This window comes from Pelagibius litoralis (assembly GCF_011683915.1).
Taxonomy (GTDB): Bacteria; Pseudomonadota; Alphaproteobacteria; order Kiloniellales; family Kiloniellaceae; genus Pelagibius; species Pelagibius litoralis.
In genome coordinates, this window is sequence record NZ_JAAQPH010000017.1 from 36291 (window position 1) to 55093 (window position 18803).

Below are 18803 nucleotides of genomic sequence, written 5' to 3' on the forward strand. Positions count from 1 at the left end.
CGACGCGTAACGGCGGATTTGCGCGCCAGACTGGGTTCTCTGAGCGAGGAGGCCGAGATGAGCAGCTGGTTACCGCGGGAGATCGAAGCGCAGCGCGACGCGTTGCAGCGGGTTCTGCAACCCATCGAGACGGCCGGTGGCCTGCCCAACGAGGCCTACACCGCCGATGCCTTTGCCGCGCTGGAGCGCGACCTGGTTCTGGCCCGCGGCTGGACCTGTATCGGTGTCGGCGCCTGGGTGCCGCAGCCGGGCGACCTTCGGCCCGTAAAGCTGCTCGGCCTGCCGCTGCTGCTGCTGCGGGACCGCGAAGGCGCGGTGAAGGTTTTTCACAATGTCTGCAGCCACCGTGGGATGGAGCTCGTCTCGCAACCCTGCCGTTCCAAGGGCCTGATCCGCTGCCCCTATCATTCCTGGAGCTACGGTCTCGACGGCGCCCTCAAGGCGACGCCCTTCATCGGCGGGCCCGGCACCCGCGACTGCCCGGGCTTCGACCGGGCCGATCACGGCCTGAAGGCGGTGCGCAGTGCTGTCTGGTGCGATGCGGTCTTCGTCGATCTCTCCGGTGAAGCGGAGGACTTCGCGAGTTTCATTGCGCCGCTGGCCGAGCGCTGGGGGGCCTTCGATGCTGCACGGCTGCGCCACGGCGGCCCGGACTCCGCCTTCACCATCGAGCTGAACTGCAACTGGAAACTCGCGGTCGAGAACTACTGCGAAGCCTATCATCTGCCGTGGATCCACCCGAGCCTGAATCAGTATTCCCGCCTGGAGGATCACTACAACGTCGCCGTCGAGGGCCACATGGCCGGGCAGGGCAGTACTGCCTACCGCGCCACCCTCAGCGACGATGGCCGCGCCTTTCCCGAGCATCCGGATCTGCCCGGACAGTGGCAGGGCGGAGCGGAGTACATCGCGCTCTTCCCCAACGTGCTGTTCGGCGTTCATGCCGATCATTTCTATAGCGTGGTTCTGGAGCCGCTGGCGCCGGGTCGTACCCGCGAGCACTTCGAGATCTATTACTTCGACGATCAGGCCCTCGGCGATTCACTGGCCGACCTGCGCGCCGCCAACACGCACCAATGGCGCGGTATCTTCGAGGAAGACCGGGGCGTGGTCGAGGGCATGCAGGCCGGGCGTGCTTCGCCGGCTTTTCAGGGCGGCGTGTTCTCACCTGTGATGGACGGGCCGACCCATTGCTTTCACCTCTGGATGGCCGCCCGCCTGCTCGGCTGAAACAGGTCGCTTTCCATAATTTTCCTGCGGAAGCTGTGGACAGCGTCGCCCCCGGGATCGTAGTCTTTCCTGAGGTTGCAACGTCCACTGGAGGATCCCTCTTGGCGGCTGCGAAACCGGGTTCAGGAAAAAAGCGCGCCAAAGCGGTCAAGCGCCCCGCAAGGACCAGCACTTCCGCAACGGAGGATCGGGCCAGCTTGCGCGCGCGTATCATCGAAGCGGCCCTGGACATTGCCGAGCACTGGGGTTGGTACGACATTCGCCTGCATCACGTGGCCGAGCGATTGAATCTTCCGATTGCTGCCATCCGCGCCGAGTTTCGCGACGGCGACGCCATCGCCGACGCCTGGATTGCCCAGGCCGACGATGTGATGCTTGCTGAACCCGCAGCGGGGTTCGCCGAACTGCCGGTGGAAGAGCGTTTGCAGATCTCCCTTGAAGCCTGGCTGGATGCCCTGGCGCCGCGCCGCAGGGTGACGGCGGAGATGTTCCTGGCCAAGCTCTGGCCGGTGCATGTGCATCATAATCTGAAACTCATCACCTGGACGTCCCGCACGGTGCAGTGGTGGCGCGAAGCGGCCCTGCTGGACGGCAAGGGCCAGCAGCGCTCGGTGGAGGAGATCGGCATGACGCTGATTTTTCTTTCAACCCTGGGGCGCTGGTGCCGCGACCGCTCGGAGGGTCAGCAGCGCAGCAAAGCCTATCTCCGGCGCTCTCTGAGGCGTGCCGACTGTTTCATGGCCTGTACCGCCAGGGTGCGGTTCAGGATGGCGGGCTAGCGGCGTTACTCAAGCGGGCTGCGCCGGCCCAGCAGCTATTCCGCAAAAAAAGCGAAGTATTCCTGTCATCATAACGTCATGTGCTGGCTGTAGAGCTTGAGTCGTTACGACCGGTGTCGTTCGGCTCAGGGGGCCATCAGCATGTCCATCATCGCGCTGTCGCGTATCAGCAAGTCTTTCGGCGATAAGACCGTCCTGCATGGCGTCGACCTCGAGGTCGGCGAGGGGGAAATGGTCGGCCTGATCGGTGCTTCGGGCTCCGGCAAATCGACATTGATCCGCATGATCTGCGGTTTGGAGCGCATGGATCGCGGCACCGCCGGCCGCATTGCGCTGTTCGACAAGGAGACCCAGAAGGACGGCCGCTTCAGCGAGCATTGCGAGGGCCTGCGCCGCGAAGTCGGCGTCATCTTCCAGCAGTTCAACCTTATCTCGCGTTTGTCGTTGCTCACCAACGTTCTGGCCGGGCGACTCGGCCGCATTCCGCGTTGGCGCGGCACGACGGGGCTGTTTCCGCAGAGCGACAAGGTAAAGGCGCTGCGGGCGCTGGAGCGGGTCGGCCTGATCGATCAGGCGCATCAGCGCGCCTCCACGCTGTCCGGCGGACAGCAGCAGCGCGGCGCCATCGCCCGGGTTCTGACCCAGGAGGCGCGGCTCATCCTCGCCGACGAGCCGATCGCCTCTCTCGATCCGGCCTCCGCCAAGCTCGTCATGTCGACGCTGCGTCAGATCAACCGTCTGGACAAGACGACGGTGATCGTCTCGTTGCATCAGATCGACCATGCCTTCGAGCACTGCGACCGCATCATTGCCCTGAAAGACGGCCGGGTGCTTCACAACGGCCCGACCGGCGGTATCTCCCCGGACGACATTGCCGATCTCTACGGCGTCGAAGCGGGCAGCCTCGACCTCGTAAAGGCCCGCCCGGCGAAGCCCACCGGCCGCCCGGCTTATCCAGGCAACGGCCTGGCCCCGCAGGATGACCTGGCCGCACGAGTCGCGGTCAGCGTCTGAAATCCCAGTTCGCATTCTTTCGAAAAAAAAACAGGAGCAAATCATGTTCAAGACGTTCACCGCAGCCGCGACAGGCGTTGCGACCGCCCTGGCTTTGGGCGCCAGCGTCGCCCAGGCCGAGATGCCCAAGGAAATCAATTTCGGCATCATTTCGACCGAATCCACTTCCGCACTGGAATCGTCCTTCGGACCCTTCCTTGATGACATGGGCAAGTCGCTCGGCGTCAAGGTGAATACCTTTTTCGCGTCCGACTATGCCGGCGTGATCGAGGGTATGCGTTTCGGCAAGGTCGATGTCGCCTGGTTCGGCAACAAGTCGGCCATCCAGGCGGTAGACCGGGCCGGCGGCGAGGTCTTCGCCCAGACCATCAAGGATGACGGCTCCAAGGGTTATTACTCCCTGCTGATCGCCCATAAGGACTCCAAGATCAACTCCCTTGAGGACGTGCTGGCCTGCGACAAGACCGCGACCTTCGGCAACGGCGATCCGAACTCGACCTCGGGCTTTGCCATCCCCGGCTACTATGTCTGGGCGCTGAACAACAAGGAGCCGGAAGACTGCTTCGCGCGGGTCACCAACTCCAATCACGAAGGCAACGCCATGGCGGTCGCCAACGGCAAGGTCGACGTGGCCACCAACAACACCGAGTCCATCTACGCGCGCCTCGCCAAGACCAACCCGGAAGCCGCCGCCAACATCAAGGAGATCTGGCGTTCGCCGATGATCCCCTCCGATCCGATGGTCTGGCGCAGGGAGCTGGCGGACGAGGCGAAGCAGAAGATCTACTACTTCTTCATGCAGTACGGCCGCTTCGGCGACATGGACAAGGTCAAGCGCGAGCGTGACATCCTGGCCAACGTCTCCGACGGCTGGGGCCCCTTCCTGGCTTCTTCCAACGCGCAGTTGCTGGACGTGCGCCAGATCGAGGCCTTCAAGGCCAAGGTGAAGGCAGAGAATGCCGGCGACATGGAGGCCGTGAAGGCCGCCGATGCGGAGCTCGCGAAGCTGCAGGCCTATGCCGGCGTTGTCGGCGCGGCCGGCTACTAAATCTTAGCCACGGGGCGGCAGGGACGGGCGGTAGCGCCCGCTCCTGCGGTTCTTTTCCGCCGCTTTCAATCGGGCCTGCGAACGATGACCATCACCACAGCCAACGCCAATCCAACCGATACCGCGCCCGGCCGTCTGTCGCCCGAGGTGCGCGATGCCCTGGCGCCGCGTTGGTCCGGCTTCGTCAACAAGGCCGCCGTGGCGATGATCCTCGCTGTCCTCCTGGCTGTCTCCTACTACCCGGCAGAGGTCGACCGCTGGACCTATCTCATCACCGATGCCGGCAATATGGCAGTCTTCATCGCCGATTTTCTGAAGCCCGACTTTACCGACCTCGGGTTCTTCGTGATCAAGATGATCGAGACCGTGCAGATCGCGCTCTGGGGCACCGTCCTCTCGATCATCGTCGGCGTGCCCTGCGCCCTGCTGTCGTCCAACAACATCGCGCCGCCCTGGATCGTGCAGCCGATGCGCCGCCTGATGGATGCGGCCCGCGCCATCAACGAGCTGGTCTTCGCCATCCTCTTCGTCGCTGCCGTGGGCCTCGGCCCCTTTGCCGGCGTGATGGCCTTGTTCATTCATAACCTGGGTGTGATCTCAAAGCTGTTCTCGGAGGCTGTCGAGGCCATCGATCCGCGCCCGGTGGAGGGCATCCGCGCGACCGGCGCCAGCCGCCTGCAGCAGGTGATCTACGGCGTCATCCCCCAGGTGCTGCCGCTGTGGAGCAGCTACTCGCTCTACCGCTTCGAAACCCTGGTGCGCTCGGCCACCGTGCTGGGCATCGTCGGTGCCGGCGGGATCGGCTTCACCTTCTACGAATCCTTCCGATCGTTCCAGTACGACCGCGCCTCGGCAGTGATCATCGTCGTGGTGGTTGTTGTCTCGGTCATCGACATCCTCTCCGCCCAGCTCCGCAAGCGCCTGATCTAGGCGCCACCGAACCGCCGGGCCGATATGACCAACACCGGTGTTTCCGGCAGGGCTTCATCCTTGCCCGTGCATCTGATAAGTTTCCCTCATCGCCGCCATCGTCACCGGGACCGGTGGTCCTGTATCTGAAAATGCTGCCGACTTTTGAAGTCGGCAACGCGATGAGGTCGTGCGGTAGAAAATGATAAGCTTCTTGAAAAGCCGGCTCGATGTCTGGCGCTGGGTCGGCGACTATGCGTTGGACCTCTCAAAGTTACCCGTGACGGTGCGTCAGGCCCCGGCGCCGATGAATGCTCCCTTGCTTGCCATACTGGGCATTGCCTGTTTGGTTGTTTCTGTATTGGCGTCTGTGGGCCTCTCGGGCAGCGGTCAGCTATCCAGGACGATGCTGCCTGAGGTGCTGCCCGTGCTGGCGGGGGGCGGACTGCTGTACCTGGCTTTCCTGTCGCGCCGGTCCGGCCGCGACGTGTCGTTTGAGCACAGCGGTGTTTCCGTCAAGGGCCTCTGGTTCCTGAGAGCAGAGGATTGGTGGATGCCCTACAGTGCCTTCGACGGTGTCGAAGGAAAGGCTGAGCGGGTCCTGCGCGGGCAATACTACCGAACCTTCTACGTCATCCAGCTCCGGCATCCTGAGCCGGAAAAGAACATCCCGCTCTTCGTGCACTATCCCGGCTCCCGCGGCATGGACCAGGCCGTCCTGGCGCAGAAGACCAAGGACTATGCGCAGGCGCTCGGCGTTGCCGTGGTTTAGGCCTCGGCTTCAGACCTTCTCGACCGTCACCCTGTCGGGGTAGAAGGCCACATGGCCTTTCACGCCGGCGACCATGGGCAGCGGATCGGGATAGAACCAGACCGCATTCTCCAGCGTTTCTCCCCCGGTCCTGAGGGAGTAATAGCCGGCGTCGCCCTTGATCGGGCAGAAACTGTGATGATCGCTGGCCAGCAGGTGGCGCTGCTCGACATCCTCCAGGGGGAAGTAGATCACCGGCGGGTAGGTCTTGCGCGGCGACACCTCCTGCAGGATTACCGCGCGGTCGCTGCGCGCGATGACGGTCCCGCCAACCTTTGCGACATAGGGCGCATCGGCCGGCGAGACATGAGCGTTGTGTTCCTGCTCCGTCATCGAAGCCTCACAGCGGCAGGGTGTAGCCGGTCTTCACGGTGGTGTAGAACTCGGCGGCATAGCGGCCCTGTTCGCGTGACCCGTAGCTGGAACCTTTACGGCCGCCGAAGGGCACGTGATAGTCGACGCCCGCGGTCGGCAGGTTGACCATCACCATGCCGGCCTGGGCGTTGCGCTTGAAGTGGCTGGCGTACTTCAGGCTGCCGGTGCAGATGCCCGACGACAGGCCGAAGGGCGTGTCGTTGGCGACATCAAGCGCCTGATCGTAGTCGTCCACGGCGATGACCGAAGCGACGGGGCCGAAGATCTCTTCCTGATTGATGCGCATCTTGTTGTCGGTCTCGGTGAAGAGCGCCGGCTGCAGGTAGAACCCGGGGGTGGCCCGGTTCAGAAGCTCGCCGCCCCAGGCCAGCCTTGCCCCTTCGCCGCGGCCGATCTCAATGTAATTCAGGTCCTGGTCGAGCTGGCTCTGATCGATCACGGGGCCCATCTGGCTGCCCTCGGCCAGGGCGTTGTCGACCTTCAGGGCCTGCATCTTCTGGGTCAGGGCGTCGACGAAGCTGTCGTGAATACCTTTCTGCACGACCAAGCGGGAAGACGCCGTGCAGCGCTGTCCGGTGGAAAAGAAGGCGCCGTTGAGAGCGCAGTCCACGGCGGTGTCGAGATCGGCGTCATCCAGCACCACCAGGGGGTTCTTGCCGCCCATTTCCAACTGCACCTTGGCCAGGCGCGCGGCACAGCCGGCGGCGATGCGCTTGCCGGTATCGACCGAACCGGTGAAGGAGATGGCGGCCACGTCCGGATGGTTCACCAGAGTCTCGCCCACGACCGAGCCCTTGCCCATGACGAGGCTGAAGACGCCTTCGGGCACGCCGGCGCGGTGGATGATCTCGGCCAGGGCATGGGTCGAGGCGGGCACCAGTTCGGCCGGCTTGATCACCACGCAGTTGCCGTAGGCCAGCGCCGGGGCGATCTTCCAGGCGGGGATCGCGATGGGGAAGTTCCAGGGCGTGATGAGGCCGACGACGCCCATCGGCTCGCGGGTCATCTCCACATCGATGCCGGGCCTGACCGAGGCGATCTTCTCGCCGCTCTGGCGCACGACTTCGCCGGCGAAGAATTCAAAGATCTGGCCGGCGCGCATGACCTCGCCGATCCCCTCCGGCCGGGTCTTGCCCTCTTCGCGGGCCAGCAGCTCGCCCAGTTCTTCCTTGCGGGCCATGATCTCTGCCGCGACCGCCGCCAGCATGGTGGCGCGGGCCTGGATCGGGCCGGTGGACCAGGCGGGGAAGGCGGCCTTGGCGGCGGCCACGGCCTCGTTCACCTGGGCCTGATCGGCACGGGCGTAGCTGTCGATGACGTCGTCGGTGTCGGAGGGATTGATGTTCTTAACGGCATCCGGGCCTTCGACCCAGGCGCCGGCGATCAGGTTTTTCTGCACGATGACGTCTCCTGACGGAAGTGGGGGGTGATTGCGCTGACTGTATTAGAGATGGGGACTGCTGTAACGGTTGGCGGGGCGCCGGGTCAAGATTGCAGGCTGTGGAAAGGCCCCTAGAGAAGGCCCCGCTGTGCGAGGTTTTTCATCAGGGCCGTGCTGCCGAAGGTCCAGGGCGCGATCTTGTCGCAGTGATTGACCCGGTTGATCAGGGCGCCCAGCTCTTTGGAGCGGATGGTGACGGTGTCGCCCAGCTTATGGGTGAAGCCTTCGCCCGGCACCTCGCGGTCCTGGATCGGTGCGAACATGGTGCCGAGGAACAGCATCAGGCCGTCGGGATACTGATGCTCGGCGTTATGGGCCTGGCCCACCAGGTCCTCCAGGCTGCGGCTGATGGCCGACAGAGGATAGGTATCGGCGATGCGAAAGCCGTCGTCGCCGGCGATCTCCACCTCGATCACGGTGTTGCGCAGCCTTTCCATGTCGAAGCTCTCGTCCAGCAGGCGGATGAAGGGGCCGAGGGCGCAGGAGGCGTTGTTGTCCTTGGCGCGGCCCAGCAGCAGGGCGGAGCGCCCCTCTACGTCGCGCAGGTTCACATCGTTGCCCAGGGTAGCGCCGACGATGGCGCCACGGCTGTTGACCACCAGGGCGACCTCGGGTTCCGGATTGTTCCAGACCGAAGAGGCGAGAATGCCGATCTCCGCCCCGCAGCCGACCGCGGACATGGGCTGCGACTTGGTGAAGATTTCGGCGTCCGGGCCGATCCCGACTTCGAGGTACTGGGACCAGAGGCCGCGCTCGATCAGGCTTTCCTTCAGCCGCGCCGCCTCCGGCGAACCGGGCTTCAGGTCGGCCAGCTTGGCGCCGACCTCCGCCGTCAGGCTGTCGCGGATGGCCTCGGCCTGGGCTGGATCACCCTTGGCCTGCTCCTCGATCACCCGCTCCACCATCGAATCGACGAAGGTGACGCCGCTGGCGCGCAGGGCCTGAAGATCGCAGGGGGCGAGGAAGTGGGCCTTGCCGGCGTCCCGCTTGTTCCAGGCGCTTTCGGCCAGCATGACGTTGAGATCGCCGACAACCGGCAGGCCGCCCGCCTCAAGGGCCGCGCGGATCTGTTTTGCCGGGTCGTTCAGGTCGAACAGTGCCGAGGTTGTCGCGGCCATGCCCGACAGATCGTGCACCGCATCGCCGTAGAGCACCACGGGGCTTGGCCCTGAAGCTGTCTGGGCCGGGCCGGCCGGCAGCCAGGCGCGGCCGATCAAAAGGCCCCTGGTCTCGTCGTCGGGGAGGATAAAGCGGGCGGAAAGATCCATCTTGGGCTCGTCTCTCTGATGGCGCTCTTGAATTTCGGCGCATTGGGAAGGCCGGCACTTTAGAGCGATCAGCCCAAGGTTTGAACCGTCATGATGGGCGCCCCCGTGAATTGAGGGAATGCCATCATTCAGGGCTCGCCAGTGGGCCCTTGGCGCCGGCATGAAAAAACCAGTAGAAATTTCATGAGAGACGAGTCACCCTTCCGCAAAGGTTGGAAACGGCAGAGGCGGATAAGGTGGAGACGACGAGCAGGAATGGGCACGCCCGGCAAAGCGCCCGGGAAAGCAACGGGGCCCTGGCAGGCGCCAGCCTGGGCAGCGACCTGCGCGCGCTGCGCAAGACCAAGGGCCTGACCCTCAGTGAGCTGGCCCTGCAGGTCGGCCGTTCGGTCGGTTATCTGAGCCAGATCGAGCGCGGGCTTTCGGAGCTTTCCATTGGCGATCTGCGCAAGCTGGCGGAATCCCTCGATGCGCCGCTCTCCTGGTTTTTTGTCCATGAAGGGGTGCCGGCGGAAGAGCGCGGCGTCGTCGTGCGGTCCAGTGCCCGGCGCAGCATTGGCTCGATGGCCGCCGGCCTGACCGAGGAACTGCTCTCTCCCGATCTCGGCGGCGCCTTTGAGGTCATCCGAAGTCTTTTCGAGCCGGGTGCCGAACTGAGCGAAGCGCAGGCACGGGAGTCGGAAGAGACCGGTTATGTCATTTCCGGAGAGCTGGATCTCTGGATCGGCGCGCAGCAGTTCCGCGTCTCCGCCGGTGACAGTTTCCGCATCGACCATGAGCCCTATCGCTGGCGCAACCCGGGCCGGGTTCGCGCAGAGGTGATCTGGGTTATCGCGCCACCGGTCTACTAAGGCCGATCTACTAAGAGATTCGATTTACCAAGAACCGATACGGTGTGAAAGCCGCAGAACAGGGGAGAATGTCGTGGCGGACCTGCCAAGCCATGCAAGAGTAGTCATTATCGGGGGCGGCGCCGTGGGCGCCTCGACCCTCTATCACCTCGCCAAAATGGGTTGCAGCGATACGGTTCTTCTGGAGAAGAATGAACTGACGTCCGGCTCCACCTGGCATGCGGCGGGCAACTGCCCGACCTTCTCCGGCAGCTGGAACATGATGAAGCTGCAGAAGTATTCGACGGAGCTTTTCGGGCGGCTGGCCGACGAGGTCGACTATCCGATGAACTATCACCGCACCGGTTCGGTCCGCCTGGCGCAGACGACCGCGCGGATGGAGGAGTTCCGCCACGTGGCGGCGATGGCGCGCTACCAGGGCCTCGACTACGAGATGCTGGGTCCGAACGAACTGAAGGACCGCTATCCTTACATGGAGCTGCATGGCTTGCAGGGCGGCCTCTGGGACCCTGATGATGGTGACATCGATCCCTCGCAGCTGACCCAGGCCTATGCCAAGGGCGCGCGCGACCTGGGCGCCAAGATCGTGCGTTTCTGCGCCGTGACGGCCATATCGCAGCTGCCCTCCGGTGAGTGGAAGGTAGAGAGTGAGAAGGGCACCATCATCGCCGAGAAGGTGGTGAATGCCGGCGGCTACCGCGCGGCGGAGATCGGCCGGATGGTCGGCCGTGACGTGCCCACCGTTGCCATGTCGCATCAGTATCTGGTGACCGAGGAGATTCCGGAACTGGCGGCGCTGGGCGACAAGATCCCGCTGCTGCGCGATCCCGATGACAGCTACTACCTGCGCCAGGAAGGCAACGGCCTGATCCTCGGCCCTTACGAATGGCAGGCGACGCCGCACTGGCTCGACAAAATGCCGGAGGATTTTTCCTTCCAGCTCTACCCCGACGATCTCGACCGGCTGGAGTGGTACATCGAACAATCCTGCGCGCGCGTCCCGATCCTGGGGTCGGTCGGCGTGCAGAAGGTGATCAACGGGCCGATCCCCTATACCCCCGACGGCAACCCGCTGGTCGGACCGGCGCCGGGCCTGCGCAATTTCTATGAAGCCTGCGTGTTCTCCTTCGGCATCGCCCAGTCAGGCGGTGCCGGCAAGACCATGGCGGAATGGATCATCGAGGGTGAGCCGGAGTGGGATCTCTGGGTCATCGACCCGCGCCGCTACACCGACTTCGCCACCAAGCGCTATGTCGTCGACAAGGCGGTGGAGCTTTACCAGAACGAATATGCCATCGGTTTTCCGCACGAGGAGCGTCCGGCCGGCCGTCCGGCCAAGGTTTCGCCGCTCTATGAAAAACTGGCGGCCAAGGGCGCGGTCTTCGGCGATCGCGGTGGCTGGGAGCGGGCGGTCTGGTTCGCGGCACCGGGTGCAAAACCGGAGCCGGAGCTGAGCTATCACCGCGAGGGTAACTGGTATCCCTCCGTCGCGGCCGAGTGCAAAGCGGTGGCCGAGTCCATCGGCATCCTCGACATGCCCGGCTTCTCCAAGTTCGAGGTCAAGGGCCCGGGCGCGGCGGACTGGCTGACCGGCCTGATCGCCGGCCCGCTGCCGAAGGTCGGACGGGTTTCCCTCGGCTACTTCTGCTCCGAAAAGGGCGGGGTGGTGACCGAGATGACCCTGACCCGTTTCGGCGAAGACCGGTTCTGGCTGATCTCCGCCGCCGCCGGGGAGTGGCACGACGAGGATTGGCTGCGCGCGCACCTGCCCGCGAATGCGGCCTTTACCCTGGAGAACGTGACGCCGCGCTGGTCCACGCTGGTGTTGGCGGGCCCGCGATCCCGTGACGTTTTGGGCCAGGTGACCGAGAGCGATCTTTCCAATGCCGCTTTCCCCTGGCTTTCCGTCCAGCCCATCGAGATTGCTCAGGCCCGCGGCTTCGCCATCCGCGTGAACTATGTCGGCGAGCTGGGGTGGGAGCTGCACCTGCCGGTCGAGGCCGTCGGCCCTGTTTATGATCTGCTGTGGCAGGCCGGCGAAGCCCACGGCATCCGCGACTTCGGTATGTACGCCATGGACTCCCTGCGCCTGGAGAAGGGTTACATGGCCTGGAAGCAGGATCTGGCCAGCGAGTACTCGCCGCTGCGCTCCTCCCTCGACCGCTTCATCCGCCTGGACAAGGAAGCCTTCATCGGGCGCGAAGCCCTGTTGAAGGAAAAGCAGGCCGGCTCGAAGGAGCGCTTCGTGCCGCTGGTCGTTGAGGCCAAGACGGCGGATGCGCCCTTCTGCTCCATCGTCTGGAAGGGCGACCGCCGTGTCGGGCTGGTGACCTCCGGCGGTTACGGCCATCGCATCCAGAAATCCATCGCGCTGGCCTATGTCGAAACCGACCTGGCGGGCGAGGGGGAAGACCTGGAAGTAGAGATCCTGGGGGAGCGTTGCCCGGCGAAGGTCGCGGTCTCTCCACTGTTCGATCCGAAGAACGAACGTCTCCGGGCTTGACCTGCGGGCGTGAAGAGCCGGGTTGCGTGAAAATTCTGGGCGCCTGAGGGAGGGCCATTGCGATGAGTGATTTTCCAACACAGGCCCGCGCGGTCATCATCGGCGGCGGGGTGATCGGTTGTTCCCTGGCCTATCATCTGGCCAAGCTCGGCTGGCGCGACGTGGTGCTGCTGGAGCGCAAGCAACTGACCTGCGGCACCACTTGGCACGCGGCGGGCCTCATCGGCCAGCTGCGCGCCACCTCCAACATGACCAAGCTCGCCAAGTACTCGGCGGAGCTTTACGGCACCTTGGAGGCGGAGACCGAGGTCGCCACCGGCTTCAAGCAGAACGGTTCGCTCTCGGTCGCGATCACCGACGAACGGCTGGAAGAACTGAAACGCGGCGCCTCCATGGCCAAGACTTTCGGCCTTGATGTCGAGGTGCTGACGCCTTCGGAGGTGTCGGAGGCCTATCCGCAGCTGGCGTTGGACGGCGTCACCGGCGGCGTCTTCCTGCCCAAGGACGGCCAGGCCGACCCGGCGAACATCGCCCATGCCCTGGCCAAGGGCGCGCGCCAGAAGGGCGTGAAGATCTTCGAACAGACCAAGGTGACGGCGATCCGTCGGGAAGGTGGCCGGGTGACCGGCGTCGAGACCGACAAGGGCGCCATCACGGCGGACTACGTGGTGAACTGCGCCGGCATGTGGGGGCGTGAGGTCGGCCAGATGGCCGGTGTGAAGGTGCCCCTACATGCCTGCGAGCATTTCTACATCGTCACCGAGAATATCCCCGATCTGCCGCGCGACCTGCCGGTGCTGCGCATTCCCGACGAATGCGCCTACTACAAGGAAGACGCGGGCAAGATCCTGCTCGGCGCCTTTGAGCCGGTGGCCAAGCCCTGGGGCATGGACGGCATCGCCGAGGATTTTTGCTTCGACCAGTTGCCGGAGGACTTCGACCACTTCGCGCCGATCCTTGAGGCCGCCGTGGCGCGCCTGCCGATCCTGGAGACCGCCGGCATCCACACCTTCTTCAATGGGCCGGAGAGCTTCACCCCCGACGACCGCTACCTGCTGGGCGAAGCGCCGGAGCTGAAAAATTTCTACGTCGCCGCCGGCTTCAACTCGGTGGGCATCCAGTCCGCCGGCGGGGCCGGCAAGGCGCTGGCCGAGTGGATGGACGGGGGCGAACCGCCCTTCGATCTCTGGGACGTCGATATCCGGCGCATGCAGCCCTTCCAGAACAATCGGACCTATCTCTATCAGCGCGCGACCGAGAGCCTGGGTCTGCTCTACGCCGATCACTTTCCCTATCGCCAGTTCGCCACCGCGCGGGGCGTGCGCCAGTCGCCGCTGCACGAGCGCCTGGCCGAGCGCGGCGCCTGCTTCGGCGAGGTCGCGGGCTGGGAGCGCGCCAACTGGTTCCTGCCGCGCGAGGCCCGCGACGCGGGGGAGACGGCGGACTACCGCTACACCTGGAAGCGCCAGAACTGGTTCGGCTATGCGGCGGAGGAACACAAGGCGGTGCGCGAAGGCGTCGGCCTCTTCGACATGTCCTCCTTCGCCAAGATCCGCGTCGAGGGCCGGGATGCCGAGGCCGTGCTGCAGCGTGTCTGCGCCAACGACATCGCGGTGCCTGTCGGCAAGATCGTCTACACCCAGTGGCTGAACGGACGCGGCGGGATCGAGGCCGACCTGACCGTCACCCGCCTGTCGGAAACCGAGTTCCTGGTCATCACCGGCGCGGCGGTCGGGGTGCGTGACTTCACCTGGCTGAAGCGCCACATTCCCGACGACGCCCATTGCATCGCCACCGACGTGACGGCGGGCGAGGCGGTGCTCTGCGTCATGGGGCCGAAGTCCCGCGACCTGCTGCAGCCGCTGACCTCGACGGATCTTTCAGGCGCCGCTTTTCCCTTTGCCACCACGCAGCAGATCGAAATCGGTTCGGCGCTCGCCCGCGCCCACCGCATCACCTATGTCGGCGAACTGGGCTGGGAGCTTTATGTCTCCGCCGATATGGCCCGCCATGTCTTCGACCGCATCGCCGAGGCCGGCGATACCCACGGCCTGCGCCTCTGCGGCATGCACGTGCTGGATTCCTGCCGTATGGAAAAGGCCTTCCGCCACTTCGGCCACGACATCACCGACGAGGACCATGTGCTGGAGGCCGGCCTGGGCTTCGCCGTGAAGCCGGACAAGGCGGCCAGCCGCTTCGGCGACTTCCTGGGCCGCGAGGCGGTGCTGCGCAAGAAGCAGCTTGGCCTCTCCAAGCGTCTCTTGCAGTTCAAGCTGCAGGACGCCGAGCCGCTGCTCTATCACAACGAGCCGATCTGGCGCGACGGCAGCATCGCCGGCTATCTCACCTCCGGCAACTACGGCCACCACCTCGGCGCCGCCATCGGCCTGGGCTACGTCGCCTGCGACGTCTCGGAGAAAGCCGACGACGTGCTCGGCTCCACCTACGAGATCGAAGTGGCCGGCGAGCGCTTCCCGGCAATGGCGAGCCTCAAGCCGCTGTATGATCCGAAGGCGGAGCGGATGCGGGGGTGAGACCAAGGTCGAGGCATTGAAGCCCTTTGGCCGGTTCTCATCCAGAAGCGGACCCGCCTATGACAAGCTTGGGACTTCCACGAAATACCAGAAGCGGACCTTCGGTCAGTGCGATCGTTGTCCGACTCGTTTGCACCAAATGCCAGCCGTCAAGCGGGCGATCCCAAACCTGCTATAGTTGTCGTCTTGTACCAATTTCAAGATGTATGAAATTATGACGTCACCTGCCGTATCGCCATTGTTGAATGAGTTGTTCAACATCGCCCGAGCAAGATACAAAGTAGAGCATGAAGCTTGGGTGAATCTATCTTTCCGTCTCTCTGGGCGGTTCAATCTGGTCACCGCAAGCTTGAGCATCCAGCGGCAAGGCGATCTAGACATATTGCTGAGGTGCCTTGAAGATGAGTTCAATACGAACAAGGATGCGTCTGGAGTGGATTTTGCCATCCACTACCAGATGATGCTTTCCGAAACGTGGATTACTGGGTGTTACGAAATACTTCGGGCGTTTCAACAACGGGATCGGGAAGCCACTGCAGCCAGCCGGTCACCCTCGGGTGTATGCGAGTTAGACGAGTTCAAATCGGTCTTCGCCGATTTCGAACTCTTGCGAATGCCCATAGCAAAGCTTGAAATAGCAAAAGACAATAAGATACAGCACCCATTGCCCATGCGGCGCTTTGGTGATGATGAAACCAAGCCGATTGAGTTCTATGACCCAAAAGACCCAGGCCGATTCCATATCATGCCGAATGGAGTGTCGGCGCGCGGTTCGACAGTGTGGCTAGCATTAGACGGTCGAAGCTTGCAGCAGCATTGGGTGGAGCGTCGCGATCTCTCGGACCGTCTGTTAGCGTTGGTCAAGTTAGTCAAGGGTGCTGGTGAGCTAGAAGCTGAGCAAAGACGCTGCGTGAGCCCTGACGCAGACGAGCCGACAAATGGGCAATAGAGTTTAACCGGAGCATGACCGCTTGGGGTCACTAGCAGACATCATCCGACGATAAGTCGTAGGTCCGCTTCTCAGCCAGTAGCGGGAGAGCGCTTAATCGCCCTCGCCAGCTTTAAGTCGAACTATGACCCCAAGGCGGAGCGGGTGCGGGGGTGGGTGAGTCCACTGGAAGCCTTCGGAGCGCTCTAACCGCGCCCCCACTTGTTCACGATGATTGGTTTCATCGGGGCGGCCTGTCCCGGTAGCGGGACGGTGGCCTGCGGGAGGGTCGGTTTGGCCGGGATCTTCGGGCCTGCTGCCGCTTCGCCCTCGCCGCGCAGGCTGGTGAGCAGCTTCTTGTGATCCGGCATCGCCTTCACCGTCTGGTCGATCCCCTTGCGGACCTGTTTGACATACTGCCGCCAGGGTTCGCGCTTCAGCGCGACGCCGCAAGTGGGCGGCGCGGCGTAACCGGTTTCGTAGACCTTCTTGCCCAGCAGCACGGCGTGGTAGACGCGGTAGGAGAACAGCTGCGCGGAGGTCAGGTCATAGCGCGTCGGCAGCGCGTGTTTCCAGAGTTCCAGGTTCGCGGCGAGAGAGTCCGGCACCGCCAACGCCTCGCGGGCGTCGATCCAGTACTGGCTGTCGCTGCGGTTGCCCAGGGCATAGTGCAGGCAGATGAAGTCGCGCACTTCGTCATAGAGCTGAGTGGCGATTTTGTTGTAGCGGTCGCGCAGGGGGGCGGCGAAGTCCCGGTCGGGGAAGTAGCTCAGGAGCGAACGCAGGCTCATCTCGATCATGTAGATGGCGGTTGATTCCAGCGGCTCGACAAAACCGCCCGACAGGCCTATGGCGACACAGTTCTTGACCCAAGGGTTGCGGGTCCGTCCGACCCGCATGGGGATGATCCGCGGCACCGCATCCTTGGTTGCGTCGCCCCCGGTGGCGCGGAGGTGGGCGAGAAGTTCTTCGCAGGCTTCGTCGTCGCTGCGGTGGGCGCTGGAAAAGACGTAGCCCGTGCCGACACGGTTGTAGAGCGGCACGCGCCAGGACCAACCGGCGCCCAAGGCCGTGGAGCGGGTGAGGGGTTCGATCCTCTCCGGGTCCAGATGGGGAATCTGCACCGCCGCCGCGCGGTCGTTGGCCAGGTACTTCGAATAGTCGACGAAGGGTTCGCCAAGCGCGCCGTTGATCAGCACGCCGCGAAAGCCGGTGCAGTCGATCACCAGTTCGACCGGCTGGCGCGCCTGTTCCTTCAGGACCAGGGCGGTGATGTAGCCGCGTTCGTCCTTTTCGATGTCGACCACGTCGTCGCGAACATGTTCGACACCGCGCGCCACGCAGATGTCCCGCAGCATGCCGGCGAAGAGCCCGGCGTCGAGGTGATAGGCGAAGCCGACGCCCTGGTCGTAGGGCTTTGCGTTCAGGGCGCGCGGTCCCTTGGCGGCGCGGCCCAAAGCCAGCGCGGGGGTTATGACGTCCGAGAAATCGACGCCGCCGGCACCGTGTTGCAGGAAGTGGTGGGCTGAATCCACACCACCGATGAGGGGGCCCTCGTTGAAGGAGTTGATGTAGGCGACCCGCTCGCCCTTCCTGTCGCGGTTCCAGTTGTCGAAGAGAACCCCCAGCTTGAACGAGGCGTTGCAGTGCTTGAAAAAGGCCCGCTCCGAGATGCCCGCCTGCTGGAGCAGCCGGGGCATGGCCGGGACCGTGGCTTCGCCGACGCCGACCGTGGAAACGTTCGGTGATTCGATGAGGGTGATGCGCCTGTTGTCGCGATCCCCGGCCTGGGCCTTCCAATAGGTGCCCAGCAGCAGCGCGGTCAGCCAGCCCGCGGTGCCGCCCCCGACGATGGTGACATGCGTGATTGCTTCGCCCATGGTTCGTCCCCCCAACGATATGGTCGGGATCGCGGCGCTTTTTTACTTGATTGATATTCCCCAGATCGCCCCGTTCCCCACCTATGAGCTTGCGCCTTTGTTCTTCCCCGGTCAATCCTGGCGCGGAGAGGGGCGCCGCGCCGCGGTGCTGCGCAAGAAACAGCTCGGCCTCAGCAAGCGCCTGCTGCAGTTCAAGCTAGAGGGCGCTGAACCGCTGCTCAATCACAACGAGCCGATCTGGTGCGACGGCGCCATCGCCGGCTACTTCACCTCCGGCAACTACGGCCACCACCCGGGCGCCGCCATCGGCTTGGTTACATCGCCTGCGACGTGTCGGAGAAAGCCGACGACGTGCTCGGCTCGACCTACGAGATCGAAGGGGCGGGCGAGTGCTTCCCGGCCATGGCCAGCCTGAAGCCGCTCTACGATCCGAAGGCGGAGCGGATGCGGGGGCAGATGCCTAAAAGCCTAAACTGAGCTGCAGCATCATCCCATCGCCCTGCGTGTCGACGCCCAGCGCCAGACGGCCGTCGCTCGCCGGGGCGAGGAAAGCTTCGGTGGCGAAGACGGCGAGGAAGTTGCCGAGGGCGATACCGGCCAGCACGTCGGTGGGGTGGTGCTCGCCTGCCTCCACCCGGGCCCAGGACGTGGTCAGCACCAGCCCGGCGAGGGCGACGTCGCCGCCGAGGCGCGCCGGGCGGGGAAGGTCGTAGTATGTGAGGGTGTCGCGGGCCAGGCGCGCGGCGGCGGCGGTCATGCTGGCATGGCCGGAGGGAAGGGAGTCGTCGTCCTGGTCCAGCGGCCGGTCGCGGCCGATCGCCGCCTTCAGGCCCTCGGTCGCGCCGCGGGTGGCGAGCAGCGCCCCGCCGCCGACGGCGAAGCCCTGGGCCTTGGTCGCCAGCCAGGCATCCGCCGGCGCCGGGGCCGCCAGGCCGGCGGCGGCATAGAGCCCATAACTGCCGAAGCGTAGCCAGTCGCTGGCGTCGTCGGCGGTGTCGCGCGAGCCGAACAGCGGCGTCTCCTCGTTTGCCCAGTCGGCGATGTCGGCGTCGGCACCGCCGATCTGCAGCGCCGCGGGAGGGCGAGGGCGAGGGCGAGGCGCTTCCAGGGAACGGTCATGGTTCCGTCCTTCACGGGCCCCAGTTCGGTTCGATCCACGGTTCATCGCTGTCCCCACGCGCCCGGCCAGTCTAGAGCAGATCCGGGCGGGAGGGAATTGCCCGGGCGAAACC

The 18803-nt window shown here is 64.5% G+C and carries 16 protein-coding genes; 11 read left to right on the top strand and 5 right to left on the bottom strand.

Annotated elements, in window-relative coordinates; translation table 11 throughout:
* Positions 1 to 57: 57 nt before the first annotated feature.
* The 6 genes from HBA54_RS20150 (at position 58) to HBA54_RS20175 (ending at position 5752) form a co-directional block, all read left to right on the top strand.
* Positions 58 to 1230 carry an aromatic ring-hydroxylating oxygenase subunit alpha gene (locus HBA54_RS20150; RefSeq protein WP_167228008.1) on the top strand — a complete coding sequence of 391 codons (1173 nt, stop codon included), beginning with the start codon at positions 58 to 60 and terminating at the stop codon, positions 1228 to 1230.
* Between the two features lie 197 nt (positions 1231 to 1427).
* Positions 1428 to 2009, top strand: a complete 582-nt coding sequence (locus tag HBA54_RS20155; protein ID WP_167228011.1) for a TetR/AcrR family transcriptional regulator — start codon at positions 1428 to 1430, stop codon at positions 2007 to 2009.
* A gap of 141 nt (positions 2010 to 2150) precedes the next feature.
* Positions 2151 to 3023, top strand: coding sequence for a phosphonate ABC transporter ATP-binding protein (gene phnC / locus HBA54_RS20160; RefSeq protein WP_167228013.1), 873 nt, complete (start codon positions 2151 to 2153; stop codon positions 3021 to 3023).
* A gap of 43 nt (positions 3024 to 3066) precedes the next feature.
* Positions 3067 to 4071: a phosphonate ABC transporter substrate-binding protein gene (gene phnD / locus HBA54_RS20165; protein ID WP_167228015.1), complete on the top strand. Its 1005-nt coding sequence runs from the start codon at positions 3067 to 3069 to the stop codon at positions 4069 to 4071.
* Positions 4072 to 4155: 84 nt separating this feature from the next.
* Complete coding sequence (gene phnE, locus HBA54_RS20170; protein WP_167228017.1) at positions 4156 to 5001, top strand: phosphonate ABC transporter, permease protein PhnE; 846 nt, start codon at positions 4156 to 4158, stop codon at positions 4999 to 5001.
* Positions 5002 to 5194: 193 nt separating this feature from the next.
* On the top strand, positions 5195 to 5752 hold the full coding sequence (locus HBA54_RS20175; protein WP_167228019.1) for a hypothetical protein: 558 nt from the start codon (positions 5195 to 5197) through the stop codon (positions 5750 to 5752).
* Positions 5753 to 5761: 9 nt separating this feature from the next.
* Here HBA54_RS20175 and HBA54_RS20180 read toward each other — a convergent pair whose 3' ends face one another.
* The 3 genes from HBA54_RS20180 to HBA54_RS20190 all read right to left on the bottom strand — a co-directional run bounded on the left by HBA54_RS20180 (position 5762) and on the right by HBA54_RS20190 (position 8875).
* Positions 5762 to 6124, bottom strand: a complete 363-nt coding sequence (locus tag HBA54_RS20180) for a DUF427 domain-containing protein (protein ID WP_167228021.1) — start codon at positions 6122 to 6124, stop codon at positions 5762 to 5764.
* A 7-nt stretch (positions 6125 to 6131) separates the two neighbouring features.
* The gene (locus HBA54_RS20185; RefSeq protein WP_322096078.1) at positions 6132 to 7565 is read right to left on the bottom strand and encodes an aldehyde dehydrogenase family protein; all 1434 of its coding nucleotides are present in this window, start codon (positions 7563 to 7565) and stop codon (positions 6132 to 6134) included.
* A 113-nt stretch (positions 7566 to 7678) separates the two neighbouring features.
* Positions 7679 to 8875 carry a fumarylacetoacetate hydrolase family protein gene (locus tag HBA54_RS20190; protein ID WP_167228023.1) on the bottom strand — a complete coding sequence of 399 codons (1197 nt, stop codon included), beginning with the start codon at positions 8873 to 8875 and terminating at the stop codon, positions 7679 to 7681.
* A 236-nt stretch (positions 8876 to 9111) separates the two neighbouring features.
* Here HBA54_RS20190 and HBA54_RS20195 point away from each other — a divergent pair, with 236 nt between their 5' ends.
* The 4 genes from HBA54_RS20195 (at position 9112) to HBA54_RS20210 (ending at position 15712) form a co-directional block, all read left to right on the top strand.
* The gene (locus tag HBA54_RS20195; RefSeq protein ID WP_167228025.1) at positions 9112 to 9726 is read left to right on the top strand and encodes a helix-turn-helix domain-containing protein; all 615 of its coding nucleotides are present in this window, start codon (positions 9112 to 9114) and stop codon (positions 9724 to 9726) included.
* Positions 9727 to 9799: 73 nt separating this feature from the next.
* Positions 9800 to 12229, top strand: a complete 2430-nt coding sequence (locus HBA54_RS20200; protein WP_167228027.1) for a GcvT family protein — start codon at positions 9800 to 9802, stop codon at positions 12227 to 12229.
* A gap of 62 nt (positions 12230 to 12291) precedes the next feature.
* Positions 12292 to 14763, top strand: a complete 2472-nt coding sequence (locus tag HBA54_RS20205) for a GcvT family protein (protein ID WP_167228029.1) — start codon at positions 12292 to 12294, stop codon at positions 14761 to 14763.
* 214 nt (positions 14764 to 14977) lie between these two features.
* Complete coding sequence (locus HBA54_RS20210; protein ID WP_167228031.1) at positions 14978 to 15712, top strand: hypothetical protein; 735 nt, start codon at positions 14978 to 14980, stop codon at positions 15710 to 15712.
* A 185-nt stretch (positions 15713 to 15897) separates the two neighbouring features.
* On the opposite strand, the gene HBA54_RS20215 is transcribed toward HBA54_RS20210, so the two are convergent.
* Positions 15898 to 17571: a tryptophan halogenase family protein gene (locus HBA54_RS20215; protein ID WP_167228033.1), complete on the bottom strand. Its 1674-nt coding sequence runs from the start codon at positions 17569 to 17571 to the stop codon at positions 15898 to 15900.
* Between HBA54_RS20215 and HBA54_RS20220 the strand changes: the two genes are divergently transcribed.
* On the top strand, positions 17570 to 17986 hold the full coding sequence (locus HBA54_RS20220) for a glycine cleavage T C-terminal barrel domain-containing protein (protein ID WP_205944787.1): 417 nt from the start codon (positions 17570 to 17572) through the stop codon (positions 17984 to 17986). The genes HBA54_RS20215 and HBA54_RS20220 overlap by 2 nt on opposite strands.
* A 45-nt stretch (positions 17987 to 18031) precedes the next feature.
* Here the strand turns inward: HBA54_RS20220 and HBA54_RS20225 are convergent, their stop codons facing one another.
* The gene (locus HBA54_RS20225) at positions 18032 to 18736 is read right to left on the bottom strand and encodes a phosphatase PAP2 family protein (protein WP_167228035.1); all 705 of its coding nucleotides are present in this window, start codon (positions 18734 to 18736) and stop codon (positions 18032 to 18034) included.
* Between the last annotated feature and the right edge of the window lie 67 nt (positions 18737 to 18803).

What these genes read in the sequence shown, in the direction of transcription:
- phnE (WP_167228017.1), top strand. Translation starts at nt 4,156, where the DNA reads ATGACCATCACCACAGCCAACGCCAATCCAACCGATACCGCGCCCGGC.
- HBA54_RS20150 (WP_167228008.1), top strand. Translation starts at nt 58, where the DNA reads ATGAGCAGCTGGTTACCGCGGGAGATCGAAGCGCAGCGCGACGCGTTG.
- HBA54_RS20215 (WP_167228033.1), bottom strand. Translation starts at nt 17,571, where the DNA reads ATGGGCGAAGCAATCACGCATGTCACCATCGTCGGGGGCGGCACCGCG.
- phnD (WP_167228015.1), top strand. Translation starts at nt 3,067, where the DNA reads ATGTTCAAGACGTTCACCGCAGCCGCGACAGGCGTTGCGACCGCCCTG.
- HBA54_RS20210 (WP_167228031.1), top strand. Translation starts at nt 14,978, where the DNA reads ATGACGTCACCTGCCGTATCGCCATTGTTGAATGAGTTGTTCAACATC.
- HBA54_RS20180 (WP_167228021.1), bottom strand. Translation starts at nt 6,124, where the DNA reads ATGACGGAGCAGGAACACAACGCTCATGTCTCGCCGGCCGATGCGCCC.
- HBA54_RS20220 (WP_205944787.1), top strand. Translation starts at nt 17,570, where the DNA reads ATGGTTCGTCCCCCCAACGATATGGTCGGGATCGCGGCGCTTTTTTAC.
- HBA54_RS20225 (WP_167228035.1), bottom strand. Translation starts at nt 18,736, where the DNA reads ATGAACCGTGGATCGAACCGAACTGGGGCCCGTGAAGGACGGAACCAT.
- phnC (WP_167228013.1), top strand. Translation starts at nt 2,151, where the DNA reads ATGTCCATCATCGCGCTGTCGCGTATCAGCAAGTCTTTCGGCGATAAG.
- HBA54_RS20190 (WP_167228023.1), bottom strand. Translation starts at nt 8,875, where the DNA reads ATGGATCTTTCCGCCCGCTTTATCCTCCCCGACGACGAGACCAGGGGC.
- HBA54_RS20205 (WP_167228029.1), top strand. Translation starts at nt 12,292, where the DNA reads ATGAGTGATTTTCCAACACAGGCCCGCGCGGTCATCATCGGCGGCGGG.